The sequence below is a fragment of the Streptomyces sp. NPDC046197 genome (assembly GCF_040646295.1).
Taxonomy (GTDB): Bacteria; Actinomycetota; Actinomycetes; order Streptomycetales; family Streptomycetaceae; genus Streptomyces.
Map to the genome: position 1 here is coordinate 76897 of NZ_JBEYZY010000025.1, position 22625 is coordinate 99521.

The 22625-nt window shown below is 70.0% G+C and carries 21 protein-coding genes; 6 read left to right on the forward strand and 15 right to left on the reverse strand.

The annotated features are described in order from the left end of the window. From AB0A61_RS29275 to AB0A61_RS29300, 6 genes are read right to left on the reverse strand one after another with little or no spacing between them, the layout of a single operon-like run. Positions 1-1338: a CpaF family protein gene (locus AB0A61_RS29275; RefSeq protein ID WP_361298604.1), complete on the reverse strand. Its 1338-nt coding sequence runs from the start codon at positions 1336-1338 to the stop codon at positions 1-3. A 42-nt stretch (positions 1339-1380) separates the two neighbouring features. Then, positions 1381-1740, reverse strand: a complete 360-nt coding sequence (locus AB0A61_RS29280; protein ID WP_361298607.1) for a TadE/TadG family type IV pilus assembly protein — start codon at positions 1738-1740, stop codon at positions 1381-1383. A 1-nt stretch (position 1741) separates the two neighbouring features. Beyond that, positions 1742-2134, reverse strand: a complete 393-nt coding sequence (locus AB0A61_RS29285; RefSeq protein WP_361298610.1) for a TadE family protein — start codon at positions 2132-2134, stop codon at positions 1742-1744. A 2-nt stretch (positions 2135-2136) separates the two neighbouring features. Next, the gene (locus AB0A61_RS29290; protein ID WP_361298613.1) at positions 2137-3390 is read right to left on the reverse strand and encodes an AAA family ATPase; all 1254 of its coding nucleotides are present in this window, start codon (positions 3388-3390) and stop codon (positions 2137-2139) included. A 9-nt stretch (positions 3391-3399) separates the two neighbouring features. After that, positions 3400-4107, reverse strand: a complete 708-nt coding sequence (gene cpaB, locus AB0A61_RS29295) for a Flp pilus assembly protein CpaB (RefSeq protein ID WP_361298616.1) — start codon at positions 4105-4107, stop codon at positions 3400-3402. Between the two features lie 54 nt (positions 4108-4161). After that, entirely contained in the window at positions 4162-4971 is an 810-nt protein-coding gene (locus AB0A61_RS29300; protein ID WP_361298721.1) for a hypothetical protein, read from the reverse strand. 393 nt (positions 4972-5364) lie between these two features. On the opposite strand from AB0A61_RS29300, the gene AB0A61_RS29305 reads away from it, so the two are divergent. The 3 genes from AB0A61_RS29305 (at position 5365) to AB0A61_RS29315 (ending at position 8044) form a co-directional block, all read left to right on the forward strand. Beyond that, positions 5365-5985 (forward strand): hypothetical protein, encoded by a 621-nt coding sequence (locus AB0A61_RS29305; RefSeq protein ID WP_361298619.1) that lies wholly within the window; start codon positions 5365-5367, stop codon positions 5983-5985. After that, on the forward strand, positions 5982-6182 hold the full coding sequence (locus tag AB0A61_RS29310) for a hypothetical protein (protein ID WP_361298622.1): 201 nt from the start codon (positions 5982-5984) through the stop codon (positions 6180-6182). Before AB0A61_RS29305 ends, AB0A61_RS29310 begins: the two co-directional genes overlap by 4 nt. Positions 6183-6346: 164 nt before the next feature. Further along, entirely contained in the window at positions 6347-8044 is a 1698-nt protein-coding gene (locus AB0A61_RS29315; protein ID WP_361298625.1) for a glycoside hydrolase family 18 protein, read from the forward strand. A gap of 151 nt (positions 8045-8195) precedes the next feature. On the opposite strand, the gene AB0A61_RS29320 is transcribed toward AB0A61_RS29315, so the two are convergent. Genes AB0A61_RS29320 through AB0A61_RS29335 form a run of 4 tightly spaced genes read right to left on the reverse strand, consistent with a single transcriptional unit; the run spans position 8196 to position 14439 of the window. Further along, positions 8196-8516, reverse strand: a complete 321-nt coding sequence (locus AB0A61_RS29320; RefSeq protein ID WP_361298628.1) for a hypothetical protein — start codon at positions 8514-8516, stop codon at positions 8196-8198. An 18-nt stretch (positions 8517-8534) separates the two neighbouring features. Next, positions 8535-13229: a putative T7SS-secreted protein gene (locus AB0A61_RS29325; protein ID WP_361298631.1), complete on the reverse strand. Its 4695-nt coding sequence runs from the start codon at positions 13227-13229 to the stop codon at positions 8535-8537. After that, positions 13229-13888, reverse strand: a complete 660-nt coding sequence (locus tag AB0A61_RS29330; RefSeq protein WP_361298634.1) for a hypothetical protein — start codon at positions 13886-13888, stop codon at positions 13229-13231. The genes AB0A61_RS29325 and AB0A61_RS29330 overlap by 1 nt, the downstream gene beginning before the upstream one ends. Continuing rightward, positions 13885-14439: a hypothetical protein gene (locus AB0A61_RS29335; RefSeq protein ID WP_361298637.1), complete on the reverse strand. Its 555-nt coding sequence runs from the start codon at positions 14437-14439 to the stop codon at positions 13885-13887. The genes AB0A61_RS29330 and AB0A61_RS29335 overlap by 4 nt, the downstream gene beginning before the upstream one ends. Positions 14440-14607: 168 nt before the next feature. Between AB0A61_RS29335 and AB0A61_RS29340 the strand changes: the two genes are divergently transcribed. Together AB0A61_RS29340 and AB0A61_RS29345 are read left to right on the forward strand one after the other, a co-directional pair. Beyond that, complete coding sequence (locus AB0A61_RS29340) at positions 14608-15123, forward strand: SigE family RNA polymerase sigma factor (RefSeq protein ID WP_361298640.1); 516 nt, start codon at positions 14608-14610, stop codon at positions 15121-15123. 59 nt (positions 15124-15182) lie between these two features. Continuing rightward, positions 15183-16430: a hypothetical protein gene (locus AB0A61_RS29345; protein ID WP_361298643.1), complete on the forward strand. Its 1248-nt coding sequence runs from the start codon at positions 15183-15185 to the stop codon at positions 16428-16430. A 91-nt stretch (positions 16431-16521) separates the two neighbouring features. Here AB0A61_RS29345 and AB0A61_RS29350 read toward each other — a convergent pair whose 3' ends face one another. The 5 genes from AB0A61_RS29350 to AB0A61_RS29370 form a co-directional block, all read right to left on the reverse strand. Next, positions 16522-17217 (reverse strand): hypothetical protein, encoded by a 696-nt coding sequence (locus AB0A61_RS29350; protein WP_361298646.1) that lies wholly within the window; start codon positions 17215-17217, stop codon positions 16522-16524. 65 nt (positions 17218-17282) lie between these two features. Beyond that, positions 17283-18830 carry an SLC13 family permease gene (locus tag AB0A61_RS29355; protein ID WP_361298649.1) on the reverse strand — a complete coding sequence of 516 codons (1548 nt, stop codon included), beginning with the start codon at positions 18828-18830 and terminating at the stop codon, positions 17283-17285. Positions 18831-18958: 128 nt separating this feature from the next. Beyond that, a complete protein-coding gene (locus tag AB0A61_RS29360) occupies positions 18959-19369 on the reverse strand; it encodes a RidA family protein (protein ID WP_361298652.1) in 411 nt (136 codons plus the stop codon). Beyond that, complete coding sequence (locus AB0A61_RS29365; protein WP_361298655.1) at positions 19366-20127, reverse strand: IclR family transcriptional regulator; 762 nt, start codon at positions 20125-20127, stop codon at positions 19366-19368. Before AB0A61_RS29365 ends, AB0A61_RS29360 begins: the two co-directional genes overlap by 4 nt. Beyond that, positions 20124-21200: a sugar kinase gene (locus AB0A61_RS29370; protein ID WP_361298724.1), complete on the reverse strand. Its 1077-nt coding sequence runs from the start codon at positions 21198-21200 to the stop codon at positions 20124-20126. The genes AB0A61_RS29365 and AB0A61_RS29370 overlap by 4 nt, the downstream gene beginning before the upstream one ends. A 123-nt stretch (positions 21201-21323) precedes the next feature. Between AB0A61_RS29370 and AB0A61_RS29375 the strand changes: the two genes are divergently transcribed. Continuing rightward, positions 21324-22589, forward strand: a complete 1266-nt coding sequence (locus AB0A61_RS29375; protein ID WP_361298658.1) for an amino acid deaminase — start codon at positions 21324-21326, stop codon at positions 22587-22589. The last annotated feature ends 36 nt before the right edge of the window (positions 22590-22625 follow it).

A 22625-nucleotide genomic window follows, 5' to 3' on the forward strand; every position in this document is an offset into this window, starting at 1 on the left:
CTACCTGGCTTCTCGGGTGGCGAGCTGGTCTGCGGACTGGGCGACGCCGAAGGCCTGGGGGATGGGCTGGTTCGCCATGTAGAGGCGGTCGGCGGTGCGGCGGGGCAGCGGGTAGTACTCGAAGGCACCGTAGATGCGGCCGTCGGACGCCATGGGCTGCGCGGCGAAACGGGCCACGGTGGCCAGCCGGTACGCCTCGCCGCCGTGGCTTTCGAGCACCGCGATCTCGGTGACGCGGCGGGCGCCGTCGGCGAAACGGGTGAGCTGGACGACGACGTCGACGGCGCTGTTGATCTGGTCGTGCAGGGCCACGAAGGGGACTTCGACGTCGGACATGGAGGCCAGGGTCTGCAGGCGCATCAGCGCGTCCTCGGCGCTGTTGGCGTGCACGGTGGCGAGCGAGCCGTCATGGCCGGTCGACATCGCCTGGAGCATGTCGAGCGACTCACCGCCGCGGACCTCACCGACGACGATGCGGTCCGGGCGCATGCGCAGCGAGTTGCGGACCAGGTCCCGGATGGTGACCTGGCCCCGGCCCTCGACGTTGGGCGGCCGGGACTCCAGCCTGATGACGTGGGCCTGCTGGAGCTGGAGTTCGGCCGAGTCCTCGATCGTGATGATGCGTTCGCCCTCCGGGATCAGCCCGGACAGGGCGTTGAGCAGCGTCGTCTTGCCGGTGCCGGTGGCGCCGGAGACGATGATGTTGAACCTCGCCTGCACCAGCCCGGCCAGCAGGAACAGCATGTGCTCGTCCAGCGAGCCGAAGCCGATCAGCTCCTGGAGGGTGAACGAGCGCGGGAAGCGGCGGATGGTGAGGGTCGGGCCGGTGAGGGACAGTGGCGGGATGATGACGTTGACGCGTTCGCCGGACGGCAGCCGGGCGTCGACCATCGGGTTCGACTCGTCCACCCGCCGGTTGACGGTCGAGACGATCCGCTCGATCGTCTGCATCAGCTGGTCGTTGGAGGCGAACCGCAGCGGCAGCTGTTCGACCCGGCCACCGCGTTCCACGAAGATCGCGTCGGGCCCGTTCACCATGATCTCCGTGATGGACGCGTCTTCCAGGAGCGGCTCCAGGATGCCGAGGCCGAGGGCCTCGTCGACCACCCGGCGGATGAGCTGCGAGCGCTCCACGGTCGACAGGACCGGGCCCTCGCGGCTGATGATGTGGCCGAGCACCCGCTCCAGCCGCGCCCGGCGCTCGGCGGCGGCCAGCGAACTCATCTCCGCGAGGTCGATCTCCTCCAGCAGCTTCGCCCGGTACGAGGCGACCAGGTGGCCGTCCTCGCCCCGGCTGCCGTGCTCCTCGGGGGAGTTGATGCGTGCGCGGAGACTCATGGGTCCAGGGCTCCTCGGTCCGTTCCTCGGTCTGTTCCTCGTTCAGTGGTCGAGCGGCATGGTGGCGGTCTTGACGGCCTCCCCGAATCCGTCCCAGGCGGGGATGATCGACGGGATGTGGACGGTGGCGGTGACGGTGACCGTGTCGCCGCCGGGCGCAGTCGCGCACGTGGTTCCCCGCGCGAGCCAGTTGCTGACGGCCTGCGTGCAGGCCTGCCGGGCGTCCTGCTGGAGCGAGGCCGCGCGCGCACCGGCCCGCGCCGCCGTGCCCGCCTGCTGGGCCGTGTAGGCCACCAGACCGATCTGGATGGCGGCCATGGCCACGAGCATCAGGATGGGAATGAACCCCAGGTATTCGATGGCGACTTGTCCGCTCTCGCGACGTCCACGGGCGTACCGCATGTCAGTTGGTCGCCTCCTCCACGGCACCCGCATGGCCGTGGACATCGATCGGAAAGTCGACAACGCCAGGGAAGAGGACCGGGACTTTGAGGGTGACGTCGGCCGTCACATAGCCGGTGGACGGTGGGCATGTCACTCTGGCGCCGCTCCGCCAGGCGTCCGACAGCTTGTCCATGCCCGCCTGCTGACACACCGCCTGCCGCTCCCCCCGGGTCGCCGCCGTCCCCGCCCGCACGGCCTCGTCCGCAGCATTCCCCGCAAGCGTGTACGTGTACCCCAGCAGCACGCACTGCCACAGCAGCACCAGGGTGATGACGATCGTCGGGGTCATCCCGAGGAACTCGACGGCGACCTGGCCGTCGTCCCGCCGCATCCTCATGACAGCCGTACGCATGCCTATCCCCCACCCTCCCGTCGCCTGCGAAAGCTCACCGACCCCCGGTCGCCCCGCAGCCGGCCGCTCCTGTGGGCGCCCGCGGGCGCCTTGACGATCCCCAGCTCGCCCGCGAGCCCCCACAGGGCCTGTTTGACCGTGCTCCTGCTGTCCAGCTCGTGCACGCGGCCCGCGTCCACGGCGCCCTGGAGTTCCCTGAAGTTGGCGGGGATCGCCGTGCCCGCCACCGCCGCGCCGGTGATCTTCTGGATGAGCGGCGGCTGGATCTCCGTACCGCGGGTGTGGCGGTTGACGACGATGGTCGTCTCCTCGGCCTTGCGGACCTGCAGCCGGTCCCACATCCGTACCGCCCGTTTGGCCGCCCGCACCGCGACCACGTCGGGGGTGGCGACCAGCAGCGCCGTGTCGGCCATCTCCACGGCGGCCGCGCTCGCGCCGCTCAGCTGGGCGCCGCAGTCCAGGACGACGACCTCGTAGCGGGAGCGCAGGGCGCTGACGATCTGGCGGGCGGCGCGGTCGGTGACCTCCTCGCCGCGTTCGCCCTCGCCGGGGGCGAGCAGCAGCGCGATCCCGGTGTCGTGGCGGAAGACGGCGTCGGCCAGGACGCGCGGTGAGATGTCGGTGATGGCGGCAAGGTCGACGACCGAGCGGCGGAACTGGACGTCGAGGTAGGAGGCGATGTCGCCGGCCTGGAGGTCCATGTCGGCCAGGGCCGTGCTGTGGCCGGAGGCCTGGGCGGCGAGCGCCAGCTGGATGGCGGTCAGGGTGGCGCCGACGCCTCCTTTGGCCCCGCTCACCGTCACGACCCGGCCGCCGACGCCGGTGAACATGTCCCCGCCGTGACCGAGATGGCGCCGCACGCCCACCGACCACTGGGCGACCGCCTGGACGCGGCTGACCAGTTCCTCGTAGCTCAGGGGCAGGGCCACCAGTCCTCGCGCACCGGAGTCCATGGCGGCCGAGAACAGGGCGGGGCCGGCGTCCGAGGTGACGAGGATGACCCCCACGGCCGGGAAGCGCAGGGCCACTTCGCGGATCAGTTCGAGGGCCGGCACCGGGCCGATCCGCTCGTGCACCACCACGACCTCGGGCAGCTCGTCGACGGACTCCGCGGCCAGGCGCGCCAGGGTGTCGATCAGCTGGGTCGAGTCGGCGACAGGGGCCACCGGCTCCGCGTCGGGGAGCTGGCTGAGCAGTGTGGTGATGGACCGGACCGCGTCCGCGTCGCCGACTGCCGGGAGGATCCTGGTGGGCATGCGGGCCTCTCACTTGTCGTTCGCGAGCCGGTAGGTCCGGTCCTTGGCGGGGACGTTGGTGTCGCTGCCGGGCGCGACCAGGGCGAGCCGGACCCGCTGGGCGAAGGACTCGGCGTAGGTGATGCGCTGGGCGTCGATGGTGGAGAGCGCGAAGGTGATCGGGACGGCGTCGGTGGGCTGCTGGTTCCTGTTCTTGGCGTCGGGTTCCAGCGCGGTGATCTCGCCGACGTCGAGGACCCTGGCGTTGGTTACAATGATCTTGGACTGAGCGGGGTCACCCTCACGCTGCCCGTCGAAGGTGGCATACACGTTGACCGTGGAGCCCGGCGTGATCTTGCCGGCCACGCCGGTCGCCGCATCGATCATGATGGCGACCTCCTGCTGCCCGGGCTGCAGGGCGGGCTGGTTCACGATCATGTCGCTCTGCAGCAGGGAGCCCCTGCGCAGCGTGGTGACCGCGATCTTGCCCTGGATCTGGGAGAGGTCCGTGACGGCGTTGGCCGACAGCCACCGCTTGGGCATCTCGATCTTCTCGAACTGGCTCGTGTTCAGCGTCGTGTAGGGCTTCACATTGGTCCGCACCCGGTACGCCGTGACCTCGGGACCGACCTTGGACTTGACGTCGCTGATGACGGAGAGCACGCCCGCGAACGCGCCGAGGGCGCAGAGGACGGACAGAAGCAGGAGTATCACGCCGCGGCGCTGACGGGAGTTCATGAACCGTACAACCTCGTTGGGGATATCGGTCGAGCGGAGTCGAATGGTGTGAACTCACCCTGTGGGTGTGTGGGTCTCGTGGACGGGCGGGGTTGCGGAACAGAAGACGCAGCGGTCTCCGATGACGTCGATGCCGCACCAGTGGCAGGTGCCCTGGCGCACCGAGGTGACGAGTTGGTAGAGGACCGACAGGTCGGGCAGATAGCTGCAGAACTCGACCAGCTTCGACGTCCCCCACCAGTTCGCGGACTCGGCCGGCAGCGTGGCCTCGCGCAGCCCGAGCACGTTCCACGCCGGGGCGAGGGTGGTGGTGACCCAGTCGGTCTGGAGCTGCCCCTGGGCGACCAGCATCCAGGCGCCGAACTCCGGTCCGGGCAAGGTGACTCCGGGGCCGATTCTGGCCAACTGCGGCTCCGGGTGGGCGATCACACCGAACTGACTGCCCGGCACCCATGATCTGGCATGCGCCTTGAGGCCGACGGGGACACGGTCGAGGCGGGTGACGGAGTTGAGGACCGCGCCGGCGTGGATGTAGTGGGTGAGCAGCCGGCCCGCGGAGGCGAGTACCCCGGGGCTGAGGTCGCAGGAGGCGAGCTGGCGTAACTGGCGGACCAGGGCCGCCAGTCCCAGCGGCGGCAGCTCCGGGCGGAACAGGGCGATGCGGTCGCTCTCCAGCAGGGACCGGACGGTGTGCAGCCGTCGCTCCACACCACTGGGGGCGGCCTGCGAGCACACCACGATGAGGTGCCCGTGCTGGTCGAGCAGCGTCTGTATCCCGGCCAGCGCCTGCTCCAGCGGCTGCCGGTCCAGGTCCTGCAGGACGACGGCGGGCAGGGTCCGGTCGTCCTGCGCGGGCAGCGCCATGTCGGCGCTGGTCACAGCAATGGCAGTTGGCACGCGGCTCCCCGTTTCACGCCTGTCGGCCCGCCGTCGTTCCCTTCGGCACGCCGGATTGACTTCACTGCGTGACTACCTCAGCACTGTATCCACGCCTCTGTGACCGGAGAACAGCGAATCTGCAGCTGGATGGCAACAGTCATTGCACAAGGCACGTCAAACCGGGGCAGGTTGAGCATCTCGCTCCCACCCGAAGGCGTGGGTCCGCCGCTCGGAGCTGACCTTGGGCCCGGACTTCGGGCCCCTGGGCCCACGCCTGCCGCCGTCGCCCGCACTTGCGCTCGCCGACCGAAAAGGCACTGTTGCCCATGGGGTTGCTACTGCCCATGGGGTTGCGACGAGGAGGAGACGGAGAAACGGGTGAGGCACCATCCCGGCGACAACCGGAAGATCACGTACGGCAAGGTGGGCCTGGAGACCTCCGCGGCCGCCGGGCCGAGGATCCCGGCGGGCGACGAGGAGCGGCTGAGCGCCGTGCTCGGCGGCACCTTCACGTACTCCCCCGAGGTCACCCGGACCGACAACGCCCACAAGAACACCAGGTCGTACACGTACTCCTCGTCCGTCGAGTACGGCACCACGGCCGGCCACGAGGCGGGCCCGCCCGGCGCGGACACCCCGGCCGCCACCACCCGGACCGGCACCGTCACCGTCACCGTCACCGTCACCGTCACCTACGACAAGACCACCGGCAGACTGGTCCGCGTCGACATGACCCGCACGGTCGAAGGGGGCGGCAGGGGGGACACCGGCGTTCAGATCGTCACCGGCTCCCTCGGCTTCGCCCCCGGTCCCGACGGGGACGACGAGCGGGCCGTCGCCGAGTGGTGGCTGAAAGGCAACCACGAACAGGCCGCCTCGCCCTTCCAGTACATGTTCGAACACGACACGCCGACCAGTCGGCCCGGCGACGACGACCCCTTCGGACGGCTGATGTTCGACAAGGGCCGCTCGAGCAGGATGGTCACACCGGCCGGGTGAGCGCCGCCGAGTACGGCTTCGAACTGAACCTCGGACTCAGCCTCGGTATGTCCCTCAGCACCGAGAAGAGGCCGCAGACGCTGACGGACGCGCAGTTCCTGGGCGCTCCGCAGGGAAACAGCCGCAGCTACCTGCCCATGCCGATCGAGTCGGATCTCCTGAGGCAGCGGAAGGGGCTTGTGGGACAGGGAGGTTGAGGGCGAGCGGGAAGTTGGTCTGGACCTCTTGACAGGTCAATTGGTCTGGACCAACTTGTATTGCCAGGCGGTGGCCGGACGGTGGCCACCGCCTTGCTCCCCCTCCCCCACCCCACTCCCCACCCCACTCCCCACCGGAGGCCCCAGTGGACCGCCTACCAGGCATGCCCAGACGCAGAGGACTTCTGCGCGTCTGGTCGGGTGCCGTCACCGCAGCCCTCGCCCTGTCCTTCGCCGCCACCGGCCAGGCGTCGGCGGCGGACGTCAACAACGCCAGGAACGCCGGCTTCGAGTCGGGCCTGAGCAACTGGACGTGCTCGGCCGGCAGCGGTACGACTGTCTCCTCACCGGTGCACGGTGGCTCGGCCGCGCTGAGGGCGACTCCCGCCGGGCAGGACAACGCCCAGTGCACCCAGACGGTGGCGGTCAGGCCGAACTCGACGTACACCCTGAGCGCGTGGGTGCAGGGCGGCTACACCTACCTCGGCGCGAGCGGCACGGGCACCACGGACGTGTCCGCATGGACCCCGGACACGTCGAGCTGGAAGCAGCTGTCGACCACCTTCACCACCGGCGCCTCGACCACGTCGGTGACGGTGTACCTGCACGGCTGGTACGGCCAGGCCGCGTACTACGCCGACGACGTGTCGGTCCTCGGACCGGACGGAGGCGGCGGAGGCGACCCGGTCCCGACGGTGCCCCCGGCTCCCGGCGGCCTGACGGTCACGGGTACGGCGTCGTCGTCGGTCTCGCTGTCCTGGAACGCGGTCTCGGGCGCGACGGGCTACAACGTGTACCGGAACGGCACGAAGGTCACGACGGTGACGGGCACGTCGGCGACGGTCACCGGCCTGTCGGCGTCGACCTCGTACTCCTTCGAGGTCACGGCGACGAACGCGGCGGGCGAGTCGGCGAAGTCGGCGGCGGTGACCGGCACGACGACGGCGTCCGGGGGCGGCGGGGGCGGTGGCACCGGTCTGCCGAAGCACGCGGTGACGGGCTACTGGCAGAACTTCAACAACGGCGCGAAGGTCCAGAAGCTCTCGGACGTCCCCTCGTCGTACGACATCATCGCGGTGGCCTTCGCGGACGCGACCAGCACGCCGGGCGGGGTCTCCTTCACGCTGGACTCGGCCGGGCTGGGCGGCTACACGGTCGACCGGTTCAAGGCGGACATCCGGGCGAAGCAGGCGGCCGGGAAGAAGGTCGTGATCTCGGTGGGCGGCCAGAACGGCACGGTCTCGGTGAGCGACACGACCTCCGCGACGAACTTCGCGAGCTCGGTCTACTCCCTGATGCAGACGTACGGCTTCGACGGCGTCGACATCGACCTGGAGAACGGGCTGAACGCGACGTACATGAGCCAGGCGCTGCGCTCGCTGTCGCAGAAGGCGGGCTCGTCTCTGATCATCACCATGGCCCCCCAGACGATCGACATGCAGTCGACGTCCAACGCCTACTTCCAGACGGCCCTCGACGTGAAGGACATCCTCACGGTCGTCAACACCCAGTACTACAACAGCGGTTCCATGCTGGGCTGCGACGGCAAGGTGTACTCGCAGGGCTCGGTCGACTTCCTCACCGCCCTGGCCTGCATCCAACTGGAGGGCGGCCTGTCCCCGTCCCAGGTGGGCCTGGGCCTGCCGGCCTCAACCAGCGCGGCCGGCAGCGGCTACGTCTCGCCGTCGGTGGTGAACAACGCCCTCGACTGCCTGACGAGGAACACGGCATGCGGTTCGTTCAAGCCGTCCAAGACCTACCCGGACCTGCGGGGCGCGATGACCTGGTCGACGAACTGGGACGCTTCGTCGGGCAATGCTTGGTCGGACACGGTGGGGGCGCACGTGCACGGGCTGCCGTAATCGCCGCCCGAGGCATGCTGGCGCTCGACCCTCGCGTCGGGCGCCAGGCCTGCTACCGTGCTCACGGTCTCATCAAGCTGACGAGCGAGTTCCGGCGCAGCCTGCCAGAGCGATGCACCATAACTACCCTTCACGAGCGTGAGGCCGTGTGTCAGCCCTCCAGCAAGTCGGTGACGTACCCCCGAAGCTCTTCCGGCAATTCTTCTAGGTGGATCTCCCTCAGATGGGTGAGATGGCTGCCTTCGACATGACCGGTTGACGTCATTTCGAGTATGGCGTGAAGTTGAGCCTCCAAAGCGCTTGGACTCTTCTCGCATGCTGCGGCCGCTGCCAACAGCGTCGCCAGCGCGGCAGCCTCGACAGGCGAGTATGCACTCAACCGGTCAGGGACTTCGTCAGCGCCGCGTTCCCTCTTGTGCGGCTCAGCACCCGACACGTCCCGAACCAAGTCGAGAAATTCCTTTGCTTTCACGGAACCACCTACTTCTGTCTAATACGGAAGCGGATACTGGCTCGGCCATGGAATATGGGTGGCGTTGGCGGCATCCGGATTATAGTGGGGACTGTTCGGGTTATGAACGTTTCGGTGGTACAGATTCCCTGCTTCATCTTGGTACCGACCACCAATGGATATTCGATAGACGTCCCCGTTGGCCGCATATGAACCCGCAGGCGCCGTCCCATCCCTGTCATGGACACGGAGGCGAACGGTGTTCCCGGTCTCCGGATCCTTCCACTTGTATTCAACACCCTTCTGTGCGCCACCATTGGGATCCGGCTTCAGTTGACGCATTTCAGCGTCATGGGGGATAACGCCGAGCGGATTGCGCCCCCTCAGATCCCAGCCACCATCTTTGACGCGGGGAGGGCAAGGACCGAGTCCGAGCGGATCCATCCAGGCATGTGGATTGTGAACATACGAGACCGGGTTGGGCGCTGGTCCCAAGCCGAGAGGGTCGGCCGAAAAATATCGCGCCGTCTCCGAGTTATAGTGGCGAAAGTAGTTGTAATACAGTCCCGTTTCGGGATCGTAGTACTGGCCGGGGAACCGTAGTGGTGTGTATGTGGTGCTGTTTGCTGCCCATGCCGTGGTCCCCCAGAGGGTGCTGCGGCAACGCCAGGCGACCTCGCCTTGCTCGTCGATGAGTTCGCTCGGGGTGCCGACCAAGTCGGTGACAATGGCGAAGAAGCGGGAGTCGATCTCCTCCTGCGGGGCCTCGGTTGCCGCCGTGATGCGTTCGGTTTGAGCTATGGGGCGCAGGCCTTCGTGGTCCCAGGTCAGCATCACGGGATGCGGAAGGTCCGGCGACGTCGTGGTCTGTTCGCACAGCGTCGTGCCGTCCCAAGTGAAGTCCACACGCTCGACGACTGTTTCGCCGTCCGCTGCCAGGCGGATCTTTGCCGTGCGGCGGCCCAGCGGGTCGTAGGTGTAGCTCCATCGCGTACCGTCCGGTGTCGTCACCGACGTCAGGCGGTCCTCGGCGTCCCACTCGTAGCGCCAGGTGTCCGGCTTGCGGGACAGGCGGGGCTTCTGGCGGAGGGTGACGCGGCCCAGGGCGTCATGTTCGTAGCGGACGTTGCCCGCACGAGTGATGCGCGTGCCCACGTACGTGCGCTCGCCCACCGCCTCCTGTCCCGGATGATCCGCCGGCCAGGACGCCGCTGTCTGATTGCCCGCCTCGTCATACGCGTACCGTTCGGCCCAGTTCGACGCGTGCACCGCCGTCACCCGGCCTGCCGCGTCCAGGTCGAAGCGGCGTGAACCGGAGAGCCGGTCGTCGATGCCGATCAGGTTGCCGTCGGCACGGTAGGTGTACGTGCGGTGCTGGACCGGGCGATTGTCGGGGCCCAGCACCGACTGTGCCGTCAGACGCCCGAGTGCGTCGAAGGCCTGCTCCAGGGTGACCGCCCCGCCGCCGATCCGGCGGGCCACTTCCCGTCCTGCCGGGTCGTAGGTGAAGTCGATCGTACGGCCCGACACCGTCATGCCGGTGCGGCGCCCCGCCGGGTCGTAGGACCAGGTCGTCGTGGCACCCGTGGGCGTCGTACGGCTCGTGCGACGCCCCAACTCGTCGTACCCGTACGTCAGCTCGCGTCCGTCCACGCTCTCCGAACGCACCCGGCCGTACCGGTCCCGTAGCACCGTCAGCGTCGTGCCGTCCGGGCCCGTCGCCTGCGCCAACTGGTCGGTCAGGTCGTACGCGAACGTCGTGACCCGACCGGCGGCGTCCCTGCGTGTGAGTTGGCCCAGTTCGTTGCGCTCGAACGTCACCACCTGGCCGAGCGCGTTCCTCCGGGAGGTCAGGCGGCCCGCCGGGTCGTGCGTGTACGTCAGGGTCCGGTCGTCGAAGTCCGTTTCGGCCAGCAGGCACCCGGCTGCGTCGTACTCATAACTCCACGTCAAACCCTGCGGGTTGATGACCTTCGTCAGCCGCAGCTCGGTGTCGTGCTCGAACTCGTAACGCACCCCGTCCGGCCCTGTTCGGGCCCTGAGCAGGTCGAAGTGCGTGTACTCGAAGCGGGAGACTCCGTCCATCGAATCGGTGTGGCTGGTGCAGTTGCCCTCACCGTCGTAGGACCAGGACTCGGTCGTGCCGTCAGGGGCCGTGCGGCGGGCAAGGTGACCTTCGACTGTCCATTCCAGGCGGGTCACCGCACACAGTGGGTCCGCGATCGCAACCGGGCGCCCGAAAGCGTCCCGCTCGTACCTTGTCGTCGCGCCGACGGGATCCGTGATCGCTACGGGCAGACCGGCCCGGTTGCAGCGGATCGTCGTCGTGTGGCCCTGCGGGTCCGTCTGGGCGGTGAGGTGGCCCGCTTCGTCATAGGTGAAATGGGTGGTCCGTCCGGCCGGGTCGGTGACCGACGTTCTGTTGCCGCGGTCGTCGTACGTCTGACGCCAGACTGTGCCGTCCGGACGAACCACTTTCACCGGCAGACCGAGGTGGTTGTACTCGGCCCGGGCCTCCCGCCCGTCGGGACGGACGACGGCGATCAGGTTGCCCCACTCGTCGTAGCGCAACGACGTGGTGTGGCCGAGCGGATCCGTCACGGACAGCGGGCGGTTGTAGCGGTCTTGTTGATACCGGGTCACCGCCCCCAACTGGTTGGCCTCGGCGACGACCTGGCAGCGATCGTTCACGATGTAACGAGTGCTGTGGCCGAGCGAGTCGGTGATCGTTGTGGTGCTGTGCCCGGTGGCCGGGTCGACGGGGCCATAGGCGAACGTGGACCGCTGATGACCCGCCGCGCCGGACTGGCGGGTGCAACGGTCTTCGTCGTCGTACGCGTACGTGAAGCTGCTGTCGTTCGAATCGGTCCAGGAGGTGATGCGTCCACGCTCGTCGTAGCCGAAGCGCATCGGTTGGCCGGTGGAGTTGACCACCTGCGTCAGGTGACCGTCGGTGTAGCCGTACCGGAGCAATTCGCGGTCGGTTCCGTCGGCAGCCGCTCCTGCCAACGCCAGGGCGGTGACACGGCCCTCCTCCGTCGTGATCTTGAGGCGGTAGCCGCCGCTGTGTGCGATCGACCGGGGCGCGCCGTCGACGCCGTACTCGAAAGTGATCCAGTTGCCGTTGCGGTCGTCGATCTGTTCGAGGACGGCCAGCGAGTCGTCGCGACGGACGAAGCGCAACACCAGACCCAACTCCGGATCGGTGACCGTGTAACCGTCGGCCTCTCGGTCGAGTGACCAGCGCGGACCGTGAACAGGCAAGGTCGGCAGTCCCGGAGCCGGATGCGGGTAGCTGAGCAGCAGACCGTTCTCGCCCACGAACACGACACCCTCGGCATCGATCTCCAACCGCTGGTCGAGCGTCGAGGACCACCTGGGGCCGAACCAGCCGCCCAGGCGGTACGACGACTCGAAGCTGCGCTTGACGACGAGGGGCAACCGAGCGGGAAGCGAGACATCGGTCTGCGGCAGCACCATCCGGCCGGTCGCGACATCGACCGGGTCACGCTCGCAGATCTTCTCGCCCGGCCGTCGGGCAGCACTCTCGGCCCCCTCTTCGGCCGCCTCCCGGGCTCCCTGGCGCAGACCGGTCGTCCCGGCCGCCTCCGCCCCCTCCCTCACCGCACCCCGCAGCCCACCCCCCGCCAGCCCCAGCCCCTTGGTGCCGAGCGCCTCGGGCAGCATGCGGCCGATGCCCTCGGCGGGGTCCTTCTTGAAGCCCTCCCACGCAGAGTTGAGTGCGCGGTCGGGGTGGGCGGCCGTGGAGACCAGGCCCGAGAGGGTCATGCTGACGTTCTGGAAGTACGCGGCCGGGTGCGTGAGGTTGTACGGGTCCAGGGGATCCAGGCCACGGACGAAGTCGACCAGGCCGGCGCTGCCCTTGACCACTCCGCCCGCCACGTGGGTGAGCTCGGTGGTGGCCACGCCGAGTCCGTCGACCGCGTCCGCCTTCAGCCGGTCGAGGGGCGGGGGTTCGGCGGGGGCGTACGCGAGGGCCGCGTGCACCGAGTCCGCCGCCGTGCGGCCCGCGTCGTTGCGCTGGCGGCGGGCCTCGTCGAGGATCTCGTGGGCGCGCTTGATGTCGGCGGTGCCGGGGTCCTTGAAGGGGTCGGGGTGCGGACCCGGATCCTTGTTCTCCTTGATCGCCGCGTTGTAGGCGTCGACACGCTTGTTGTATGCCGACACCGCCTGGTCGGAGGCCTCCTTGCCCTTCTTGTAGAGGCGTAGGGCCTCCCTGGCCTGCTCCTGCGCCCACGTCACCGTGTCGGCATACGCGTCCAGCGCCTTGGCCGCCTTGTCACAGGCGTCCGCCGCGTGCAGCCACTTGGTGGGGTGCATGGCGAACTTCTCACGGAAGGCGTCGGCCGCCTCGCCCTTCCACTCCGACGAGTCCAGCTTCCGCATGCCCTGGCCGACCTTGTCGAAGGCGGTGTGGAAGTCCGTGAGGTGCTTGGCGCCGGCCCGGATGGCGGACACGCTGCCGTGGATCAGATCGATCACGAGGTCGCTCTCACCCAGTTGCTTCTCGCCCGGCGTGGCGCCGAGGTCCGAGGCGAGATTGTCTCCGACATACTCGACCGCCTCGGCCCAGTCATGGGCTCCGGCCTTGTCCAGAGTCTTGCCGAGGAGGTCGGAGCCCTTGTCGACTCCCTCGCCGAGGAGTTTCTTGCCCGCCTCGAAGCCGTCCTCGATCTCGCCCAGTCCGGAATTGACCAGATCCCCGATGCCCATCAGCCGGTGTCCCCGCCCTGCTGCCCCGCCGCGCGGGCCCGTTCATCGGGTGACGGCCCCAGGCCCGCCTCGATGAGCGCCTCGTACTGCTCGTCGGTTGCACCGGTGGCCTGCTTGATGTTCAACGGGCTGGGAACGTCACCGTCGAAGGCCTGCGAGGTCAGCATGTCGCGGCCGGCGTCCTTCCAGCCCTGCTTGCTGTTGTCCCAGGCCTGTTCGAAGGAGTCCTTGCTGTAGTCGGCGTGCGCGACTGCGTTGTTCTGTGCCAGGTCGCTCCAGCCCATCTTCTGGATGTCGTCCTCGGACGCGTGCGGGTTGCCCATCACCGCGTTGGCGCCCACCTTGAACATGCCGTCGACGTACCGGTCGGTTTCGTAGTAAGTCCCGGCCGCAAGACCCACGCCCCGCGCGAAGCCGTTGCCCTCGGCGACCAGGGCGCGCACGCCCCACTCCCAGCGCTCGCAGAAGGACTTGACGGCCGACGTCAGCCCGTCGTGCCCCAACTCGAACCCGGACAGCGCGATGTTCTCGAAACCGCGCCCGGTCCCGGCGACGGCGTCGATGCCGATCTCCTCGAGCTCCTTCAACGTCAGCGTGATGCCCTGCGTGATCAGGTCCAGGCCCTCGGCCTTGATGTCCTCGCCCCCGCCACCACTCACCGCGGCTGCGCCCCCTTGTCCCCGTCCTCTTCCGCGTCCTCTTCCCTGTGCACGGCCGCCGTGTCCGGCACGATCCCCGGCACCGGCGGAAACAGCATGCCGTCCCCGTCGCTGCCCACGTCCAGGGCCACCCCGCACGGCACGCCGGCCGCGGGTACGGCGGCGTCGAGCAGCCTCGCGCCGAGGACCCTCCGGTAGGCCCTTTCGCGCGAGCCTTCACCCCTCGCCAGCGCGAATCGGGCGAGGGCGGCCTCGTCGGAGAAGGCGTAGATCCACCGGACGCCGCCGTGGTCACCGGCCAGCGGGGCGTCGTCCCGGTCCAGCGGTACGAGTACGGCCGTGCGCCGGAACTCGCCGAGCAGTGCGGCGAACTCGCGGCGTCTGCGGGGGGCGTCGTCGTCCGCCGGTTCGGGGGAGTGCGTGCCCTCACCGCCCGTGGGCCGACCGGCTTCTGCGCCCGGTACGGTCATCTCCGCGTAGTCGGCTAGCCGGGACCGGCGCATGTGCCCCGCCGGGTCGTCGCCCCCGTGATCAATCACGCCGGGAATCATCACATCGGCACATTGCGGACTGCAACGCGCAACTGCTCTCCAGGGATGCGATTGCGTCACCGCCGAGAGCCGCACGGCCTTCCGGCAAGATCCTTGAAACATTCCGGCCGGTCCACCGCATCAATGAGGTGAGGGCGGTACGGAGGACACCAGGGGAGCGGGGAAGGCATGAGACAGGGGCTCGGCGACGGGTACCGGGAGTTCGCGGCGGCACGCGCTGGGCATCTGTTCCGTTCCGCCTGTCTGCTCACCGGTGGGGACACCCACCTCGCCGAGGATCTCGTCCAGGAGACCCTGGGCCGGGTGTATGTCCGCTGGGGCCGGATCTCCGGCGTCGACAACCCGGCCGGGTACGCCCAGACCGTCCTCACCCGTACCTTCCTCGCCCACCAGCGGCGGCACAGCAGCCGCAAGGAACGTGCCACCGACATGCTGCCGGACTTCGCCGGACCCGACACGGCCGGTGACGCGCCGTTGCGGCTGACGCTCGTCGACGCGCTGCGGCAACTGTCCGTCAAGGACCGCGCGGTGGTCGTCCTGCGCTACTGGGAGGACCGGAGCATCGAGGAGACCGCCGCGGTCATGAACGCCAGTTCGGCGGCCGTCCGGACCCGCTGCGTCCGGGCACTCGCCCGGCTGCGTGCGCTGCTCGGCGACTCCCTCGGCGAGTACGCCAGACCCTGAGCGGTTCCCCGGCTGCCGCGACCGACCACCACGACCAGCGTAGAAACGGCGGGTTTGCCATGTCTGTTGAGGAGCACGACCCTTTCGAGGACCGGTTCGCCACCGCCTTGCGGGACGCCGGCGGCACTTTCGAGACCGACCAGCAGGACCTGGTCGCCGCCGGTGAGCGGCGCGGCCGGCGGCTGCGGCTGCGGCGCCGGGCCGCCCTCGCCGGTGGCGTGACCTCGGTCGCGCTGGTCGGGCTCGGCGGAGCGCTCGTCCTGCCCGGTGGCCACGCGGACGGCGCGCGGCAGCGGACCGCGGCCGCCGGGCCGACGACACCGGGCACGTCGACCACCCCCCGGACCGGTGCGACCAGGGACGACGTCCTGCGGATCCTCGAGAAGGCGCTTCCCCCCGGTCGGTTCAGCGGCGAGGAGGGACGCGGCACCGAGACCGACCTGCCCCCCTACGCCCTGGTGGTGTACGACGACGGCAAGGGCAAGGCCGCCGTCGCCGTCACGCTGGACCGTTTCCAGCCCGGCGGTCAGCACGCGCTCCAGACCACCCAGTGCCCCGACAAGGTGTTCATCGCCTACGACGCCTGCACCAGCACCAAGCTGGCCGACGGCTCCTCCCTCGTGATCCTCAAGGGGTACGAGTATCCGAACCGCCGCAGCGGGACCAAGCTGTGGACCGCCGACCTCGTCACGCCGGCGGGTGAGCACATCGGTGTGCAGGAGTGGAATTCCGCCGCCGAGAAGGACTCACCCGTCACCAGGGCCGAGCCTCCCCTGTCTGCCGAGCAGTTGACGGCGCTCGTCGGCTCGCACGAGTGGCGGGCCGTCATGGACGCCCTCCCGGCGCCCCCCAAGGAACGGCAGCCGGCCCCGACACGGAAGGCGCCCAACCGCCCGGTGTCCACGACCCTCGCCTCGCTGCTGCCCAAGGGGCTGAGGATCCTCGCCCGGAGCGGCAAGGACGCCGAGTTCGGTTACGTCGTCGTCGACGACGGCAGGGGCGCGAGTCTTGCGCAGGTCAACGTCCAGCCCGACATGTCGGACGTCGAGGGCCAGTTGTTCGGCTCGGACGCCAGAACCCTGCCGGACGGCACCAAGGTGGCCACGCACCAGCGGCCCGGTGAGAAGGGCGGCGCGGGAGTGGTGATGTGGACCGTGGACACCATCCGCCCCGACGGCTTCCGTGTGGTGATCAGCGCCTTCAACTCCGGAGCACAGAACACCCCGGCGAGCCGCACGGCACCGGCGCTCACCATGAGGCAGCTGGAGTCCATCGCCACCAGCCCGAAGTGGCGCTCGCACGGCTGAGCGCTGAACCGCCGAGCCGCCGACGTCCAGTGCGGAAGGCGGGTTCTACCCGCCCGACGAAGTCATCGAGCGGGAGACCTCACGCAAACGGTCAGGAGGCGTCGGCCTCGGCCGGCTCGTCCTGACTGTCGTGGCCGTCGTGGCCGTCCTCGCCGTCATCGAAGTAGGCGTCCAGTACCGCGTCCAGCTGCGACTCCCACTCCTTGAAGCGGGCCCTGGCCGTCGCCTCGATCTCGATCGGGTACCAGCGGCGGTCAGGGGTGTGCACGGTGATCGTGAACCGCTTGCCGAAGCGCGGGATCTCCGTCTCCACGGCACCGATCTCGTCCCAGCGGAACTCGCACGCCTGGTCGTCCAGTCTCAGGTGCACGCCCTTGTGGTCGGCGACGACACTCGCCCGGCGGTCGGAGGCCTCGAACACGGGGCCTTCGGGGGCCTCCTCCCCGTCGGCGGACTCCTCCGCGGCATCGGGACCCGCGGACTCCTCCGCGGCATCGGGACCCGCGGACTCCTCCGCGGCATCGGGACCCGCGTCCTCGTCCTCGTCCGGGGCGTCCGCCACGGCCTCCGCCTCGGCCTCCTCCGGCACCCCGTCGGACGGCTTCTCGCCGGACGGCTTGCCGTCAGACGGCCTCCCTTCGGCCGGCTTCCCGTCCTGCGGCATGTCGTCCGCCGGCTCCGGGGCCGCGGGTGCGGTGAGCCCGGGGATGAAGGCCGGGTCGAATCCGGCGCCCTTCACGGGCTCCCCCTTCAGGGGCTGGCTGCTCGAACCTATGCGCTGCTCCACAGCGCAGCAGTATGGTCGAAGATCCTGTGCCGGGCCCAGCCGGCCCCTACTTCGTTATCAGACACCTACACGAACACGCTCAGCAGCGCCGCCACCGCGAACCCGACCACCGACAGCACGCTCTCCAGCACCGTCCAGGTCCGCAACGTGTCCCGCTCGCTGATGCCGAAGTACTTCGCCACCATCCAGAATCCACCGTCGTTGACGTGCGAGGCGAAGATGGACCCGGCCGAGATCGCCATGATGACGAGGGCGACGAAGGCCTCGGTGTGATGACCCTGCGTCAGGAGGGGCGCGACGATGCCCGCCGTGGTGACGATCGCGACCGTCGCCGAGCCCTGCGCCACCCGCAGCACCAGGGAGATCAGGTACGCCAGCACGACGACCGGGAGGCCGACGCCGTTGAAGGTGTCCGACAGTGCCTGCGCGACCCCGCTCGCCTTGAGTACCGCGCCGAAGACACCGCCCGCGCCGACCACCAGCAGGATGTTGCCGACCGGCTTCAGCGAGGAGGTCGACACCCTCTCCAGGGACTTGCGCGACCAGCCGCGGCGGATGCCGAGCAGGTAGTACGCCAGGAGCAGCGCGATGGTGAGGGCCACGAACGGGTGGCCGAAGAACTCGATCACGGAGCGGCCCGTGGAGGGGTCGAGCGCGACCGAGGAGAACGTGGCGGCGAGGATCAGGACGAGCGGCGTGCCGATGATGCCGAGGACCGTGCCCAGCGGCACCGGCCGCTCCTGCGGCTCGGGGCCGGCCGCCGGCGGTCCGGCTCCGTCCGTGCCGCGGGCGGCGGCGGGCCCCGCCCCGCCGCCCCAGCCCGGCGTCCCGGCGGCGCGCCGCTCGGTGAGCACGGCGAGCCTGGCCTCCTCGGCCGCCTCCACCATGTCCTGCGGGACGTCGACGAAGACGCGCCTGCCGACCCACGCGGAGAACGCCCAGGCGGCCAGGACGGCCGGAACGCCGCAGACGATCCCCATCAGGACGACCCAGCCGAGCTGTACGTGCAGCAGCCCCGCGGCGGCGACCGGACCGGGGTGCGGCGGCAGGAACGCGTGGCTCATGGACAGGCCCGCGAGCAGCGGCAGACAGTAGAGCAGGATCGATTTGCCGGACCGCTTGGCGGCGGCGTACACCAGCGGCGCGAGCACGAAGATGCCGACGTCGAAGAAGACGGGGATGCCGAAGATCAGTCCGGTCAGGCCCATGGCGAGGGGGGCGCGCCGTTCGCCGAAGAGCCCGAGCAGGCGGGAGGCCAGCACCTCGGCGCCACCGCTGACTTCGAGGATCGCACCGAGCATCGTGCCGAGCCCGATGATGATCGCGACATGGCCGAGGATGCCGCCCAGGCCGGACTCGATGGTGGAGACGGCGTCCGAGCGCTGGACCGTGCCGAACAGCTCGGTGACCGACAGGCCGGCGAGCAGGCCGACGGCTATGGAGACGGCGAGCAGCGCGACGAACGGCTGCAGCCGCGCCTTGATGATCAGGAGGAGCAGGAGCGCGATGCCCAGGGCGGCGACGAGGAGCAGTCCGGTGGTGCCGTGGACGAGGAGGAGCAGGCCTCCGGTGTGCGGTGGCGTGTCCGTGGCTGCGGCGAGCGGATGGGACATTCGGGGGTCCTCTGCGTAAGTACATGTGGCATGTGGGCAGGGCGGATCGCGGCGCGGCGCCCGAAGGGGTGCGGGGTGCCGTGCCGTGCGGGATTACGTGGTGCGGGAGGTGAGGGACCGTCGGTTGCTCAGCCCAGTACGGCGAGCGCGTCGATCTCGATGAGGAGGCCCGGGGGCAGACCGACGTAGACCGTCGTGCGCGCGGCGGGCGGCTGGGTGAGGCCCTGCTCCTCGAAGTAGGTGTTGTAGAGGTCGTTCATCTCGGGGAAGTGGTCGACCTCCGTCAGATAGACACGGATCATCATCACGTCGTCCCAGGTCGCGCCGCCCTCCTCCAGGATCGCCTTGACGTTGGCCAGGGTCTGGAGGGTCTGCTCGCGCAGGGTGGGACCGGCGGGCGTCGGGGGCCTGCCCTCCTCGGCAGGCAGGAACCCGACCTGACCGGCGACCTGGAGGATGTTGCCCTTGCGCACGCCGTGGGAGAACTTCGCGGGCGGGGTGGTGTGCGTCTTGGGCGTGAGTGCGATCTTGTCCGTCATTCGGGGTCCTTTACTGGGGTCCTGCCGGAGTACTCGCCGCTGATGGCGTCCGCGGTACGGCGCACCAGCGGGAGCAGGGTGAGGAGTTCGTCGGCGGTGACGACGACGTTGGGCGCGGAGACCGACATCGCGGCGACCACCCGGCCGTCGGCGCCGCGGACGGGTGCGGCCACGCAGTTGATCGACTCCTCGTGGCCGCCGAGGTCGGTGGCCCAGCCCTGTTCGCGCACCTTCTCCAACTCGCGCAGGAAGGCGGACGCGTTGGGGGTCGAGCGGGCCGTGTACAGCGGATAGTCGAGCTTTTCGGCGACCGCGCGCCGCTCGGCCTCGGGCAGGTCGGCGAGCAGCAGCTTCGCCACGGCCGCCACGGTGATGGCCACCGGTTTGCCGATCCGGGAGTACATGCGCACGGGGTAGCGGCTCTCCACCTTGTCGATGTACAGGACCTCGTTCTCCTCGTACACCGCGAGGTGGACGGTGTGGCCGCAGGTCTCGTTGAGGCGTACGAGGTGGGGGTGGGCGATCTCGCGGATGTCCAGGTTCTCCATCGCCTCCTGGGCGAGGGCGAAGAGGCGGGCGCCGAGACGGTAGCGCTGGTCGGACTGGCGGTAGACCAGGCCGTGTTCGTGGAGGGTGCGCAGGAGCCGTAGGGCGGTGGACTTGTGGACGCCGAGGCGGTCGGCGACCTGCCCGAGGTCTGCGGGGCCCTCGGCGAGCAGCGGCAGGATGCTCAGCGCGCGGTCGACGGTCTGGCTCATGGCGTACGTACCTCCTCCTCGGCCCCTTCCGCGGTGCGCGTCCATCCGGGGCCGAGTCGAAGTCTCCCCCACGCCTCGTCGTCCAGGGCGGCCAGACGGTCGGCGTGGTGGCGGGCGGGCGGGTCCGCGAGGTCACCGGGCACGGTGAGGGCGGCGGAGGCCATGAGGTGACCGTGCCGGATGCGGTCACGGACGGGAAGACCGCGCAGGGTGGCGGACAGGAAGCCGGCGGCGAAGGCGTCCCCGGCGCCGACCGCGGCCACGACGTCGACGTGCGGGGCGCGTACGAAGGTGACGGTGCCGTCGGCGTCGCACAGGCCCCTGGTGTCCTGGTCGAAGGCCGTCGCCCCGCCCCTGCCCTGCTTGACGACGACGAGCGCCGGCTCGGGCAGCGCCTCCCGGATGGCGCGGGCGCCGTTGAGGCCCCAGGCCTGGCGTGCCTCGTCGTCGCCCACGAAGACGATGTCGGCGGCGCGCGCCAGCTCCAGCAGCACCTGGGGGCCGTCGGCCTCCCGCCACAGGCCCGGACGGTGGTTGACGTCGAAGGAGACGAGCGGGCGGCCGGGGCGGGGCGCGGTCAGTTCGCGCATCAGATCCAGGCACGGGCGGGACAGCGCGGCCGTGATCCCGGACAGGTGCAGGATGCGGCCGGCCCGGACGGCGGCCAGGTCGACGGTGTCCGGCGCCATCGCGGAGGCCGCGGAGCCGGCCCGGTAGTACGCCACCTCGTGCGCGTCGGTGGCCCGGTCGCCGGCGGTGCGGAAGTAGACGCCGGTGGGACGCCCGGGGTCCCGCCGCACCGACGACACGTCGACGCCGTACGCCCCGATGGCCTCGACCAGATGGTCGCCGAAGCCGTCCGCGCCGACCCGGCCCACCCACCGCGCGGAGTGCCCGGCGGCCGCGAGGACGCAGGCCACGTTGGACTCCGCGCCGCCGATGGTCCGCTCGAAGGACGGCACGTCGGCGAGGCGGCCCGGCCGGGAGGGCAGGAAGGTGACCATGGACTCGCCGAGCGCGACGACGTCCACGACGGCGGGGGCCCCGATCGGTCCGTAAGCAGCGTCGAGGATGATGACTCCTGTCGGTCGCCGGGTCACGGCTCCGTTGACCCGATGTCGGCGAGATGCTAGACACCAGTAAGCGACACACGCAATGGTCGTTGCACATGCTGCAACCGCCGAGAGGAAGACTCCATGAGCAGCGAAGCGCTCGCCCGTCTGGCCGAGGAACGAGTCGACCACCGCTTCAAGGGACTCCCGCCGGACGCCCACGGCCTGACCGTCGGTCAGCTGGCCGCCCAGCGCCGCAACCTCTTCACCGGCGGCTTCACCACCCCCGTCCTCGCCCTCTCCGCCGAGCGGCTGGAGCACAACCTGGCACTCATGGAGGCCTACGCCGCCCGGCACGGCCTCGCCTTCGCCCCGCACGGCAAGACCTCCATGGCCCCGCAGCTCTTCCACCGCCAGCTGCGGCACGGAGCGTGGGGCATCACGCTCGCGGTGCCGCACCAGGTGCGGGTGGCCCGGGCGTTCGGAATCCAGCGGGTGTTCCTCGCCAACGAACTGGTGGACGCGCCGGCCCTGCGCTGGATCGCCGCCGAGCTGGCCGCCGACCCCGGCTTCCGTCTCGTCTGCTACGTCGACTCCGTGCGCGCGGTGGAGCTGATGGACACCGCCCTGCGGGGTGCCGCCCGCCCGGTGGACGTCGTCGTCGAGCTGGGCGCGGGCGAGGGCGCCCGCACCGGGGTGCGTACGGAGGCCGAGTGCACGGCGGTCGCCGACGCGGTGGCGGGCGTGGAGACGCTGCGGCTGGTGGGTGTGGCGGGGTACGAGGCGCAGGTCCCGAACGCCTCCCCGGAGCGGGTCGGCGCCTGGCTGCGCCGTCTGGTGGGCCTCGCCGTGGAGTTCGACAAGGCGGGGCGGTTCGCGGAGGCGGACGAGATCGTGGTGAGCGCCGGCGGGAGCGAGTGGTTCGACGCGGTCGCCGACGTCTTCGCCGGCATCCCCGAACTGTCGCTTCCCGTACTGAAGTTGCTGCGCTCCGGCGCGTACGTCTCGCACGACGACGTGCACTACCGCAGGCTGACGCCGTTCAACCGGGTGCCCGAGGAAGGCGCTCTGGAGCCCGCGTTCCAGCTGTGGGCGCAGGTGGTGTCCCGTCCGTCGGCCGACCAGGCGTTCGTCAACGCGGGCAAGCGGGACGCCGCCCACGACCTCGACCTGCCCGTGGTCCGGGCGGTGCGCCGGGACGGCACCGAGCGCCCGGCGGCCGGGATCGAGGTGACGGCCCTGTCCGACCAGCACCTGTGGCTGAACACCGCCCCCGAGGCGGACGTCGAGGTCGGGGACTGGCTCGCCCTCGGCCTGTCCCACCCGTGCACCTCCTTCGACAAGTGGCAACTGATCCCGGTGGCCGAGGCGGACGGAACGGTGGTGGACTACATCCGCACGTTCTTCTAGGAGACCGCCGGTGGCGGAGGAGTTCGTCTTCCCAAG

Coding starts and splice junctions, on each gene's coding strand:
- AB0A61_RS29275 (WP_361298604.1), bottom strand. CDS start 1,338: ATGAGTCTCCGCGCACGCATCAACTCCCCCGAGGAGCACGGCAGCCGG.
- AB0A61_RS29280 (WP_361298607.1), bottom strand. CDS start 1,740: ATGCGGTACGCCCGTGGACGTCGCGAGAGCGGACAAGTCGCCATCGAA.
- AB0A61_RS29285 (WP_361298610.1), bottom strand. CDS start 2,134: ATGCGTACGGCTGTCATGAGGATGCGGCGGGACGACGGCCAGGTCGCC.
- AB0A61_RS29290 (WP_361298613.1), bottom strand. CDS start 3,390: ATGCCCACCAGGATCCTCCCGGCAGTCGGCGACGCGGACGCGGTCCGG.
- cpaB (WP_361298616.1), bottom strand. CDS start 4,107: ATGAACTCCCGTCAGCGCCGCGGCGTGATACTCCTGCTTCTGTCCGTC.
- AB0A61_RS29300 (WP_361298721.1), bottom strand. CDS start 4,971: ATGGCGCTGCCCGCGCAGGACGACCGGACCCTGCCCGCCGTCGTCCTG.
- AB0A61_RS29315 (WP_361298625.1), top strand. CDS start 6,347: ATGCCCAGACGCAGAGGACTTCTGCGCGTCTGGTCGGGTGCCGTCACC.
- AB0A61_RS29325 (WP_361298631.1), bottom strand. CDS start 13,229: ATGGGCATCGGGGATCTGGTCAATTCCGGACTGGGCGAGATCGAGGAC.
- AB0A61_RS29335 (WP_361298637.1), bottom strand. CDS start 14,439: ATGATTCCCGGCGTGATTGATCACGGGGGCGACGACCCGGCGGGGCAC.
- AB0A61_RS29340 (WP_361298640.1), top strand. CDS start 14,608: ATGAGACAGGGGCTCGGCGACGGGTACCGGGAGTTCGCGGCGGCACGC.
- AB0A61_RS29345 (WP_361298643.1), top strand. CDS start 15,183: ATGTCTGTTGAGGAGCACGACCCTTTCGAGGACCGGTTCGCCACCGCC.
- AB0A61_RS29355 (WP_361298649.1), bottom strand. CDS start 18,830: ATGTCCCATCCGCTCGCCGCAGCCACGGACACGCCACCGCACACCGGA.
- AB0A61_RS29360 (WP_361298652.1), bottom strand. CDS start 19,369: ATGACGGACAAGATCGCACTCACGCCCAAGACGCACACCACCCCGCCC.
- AB0A61_RS29365 (WP_361298655.1), bottom strand. CDS start 20,127: ATGAGCCAGACCGTCGACCGCGCGCTGAGCATCCTGCCGCTGCTCGCC.
- AB0A61_RS29375 (WP_361298658.1), top strand. CDS start 21,324: ATGAGCAGCGAAGCGCTCGCCCGTCTGGCCGAGGAACGAGTCGACCAC.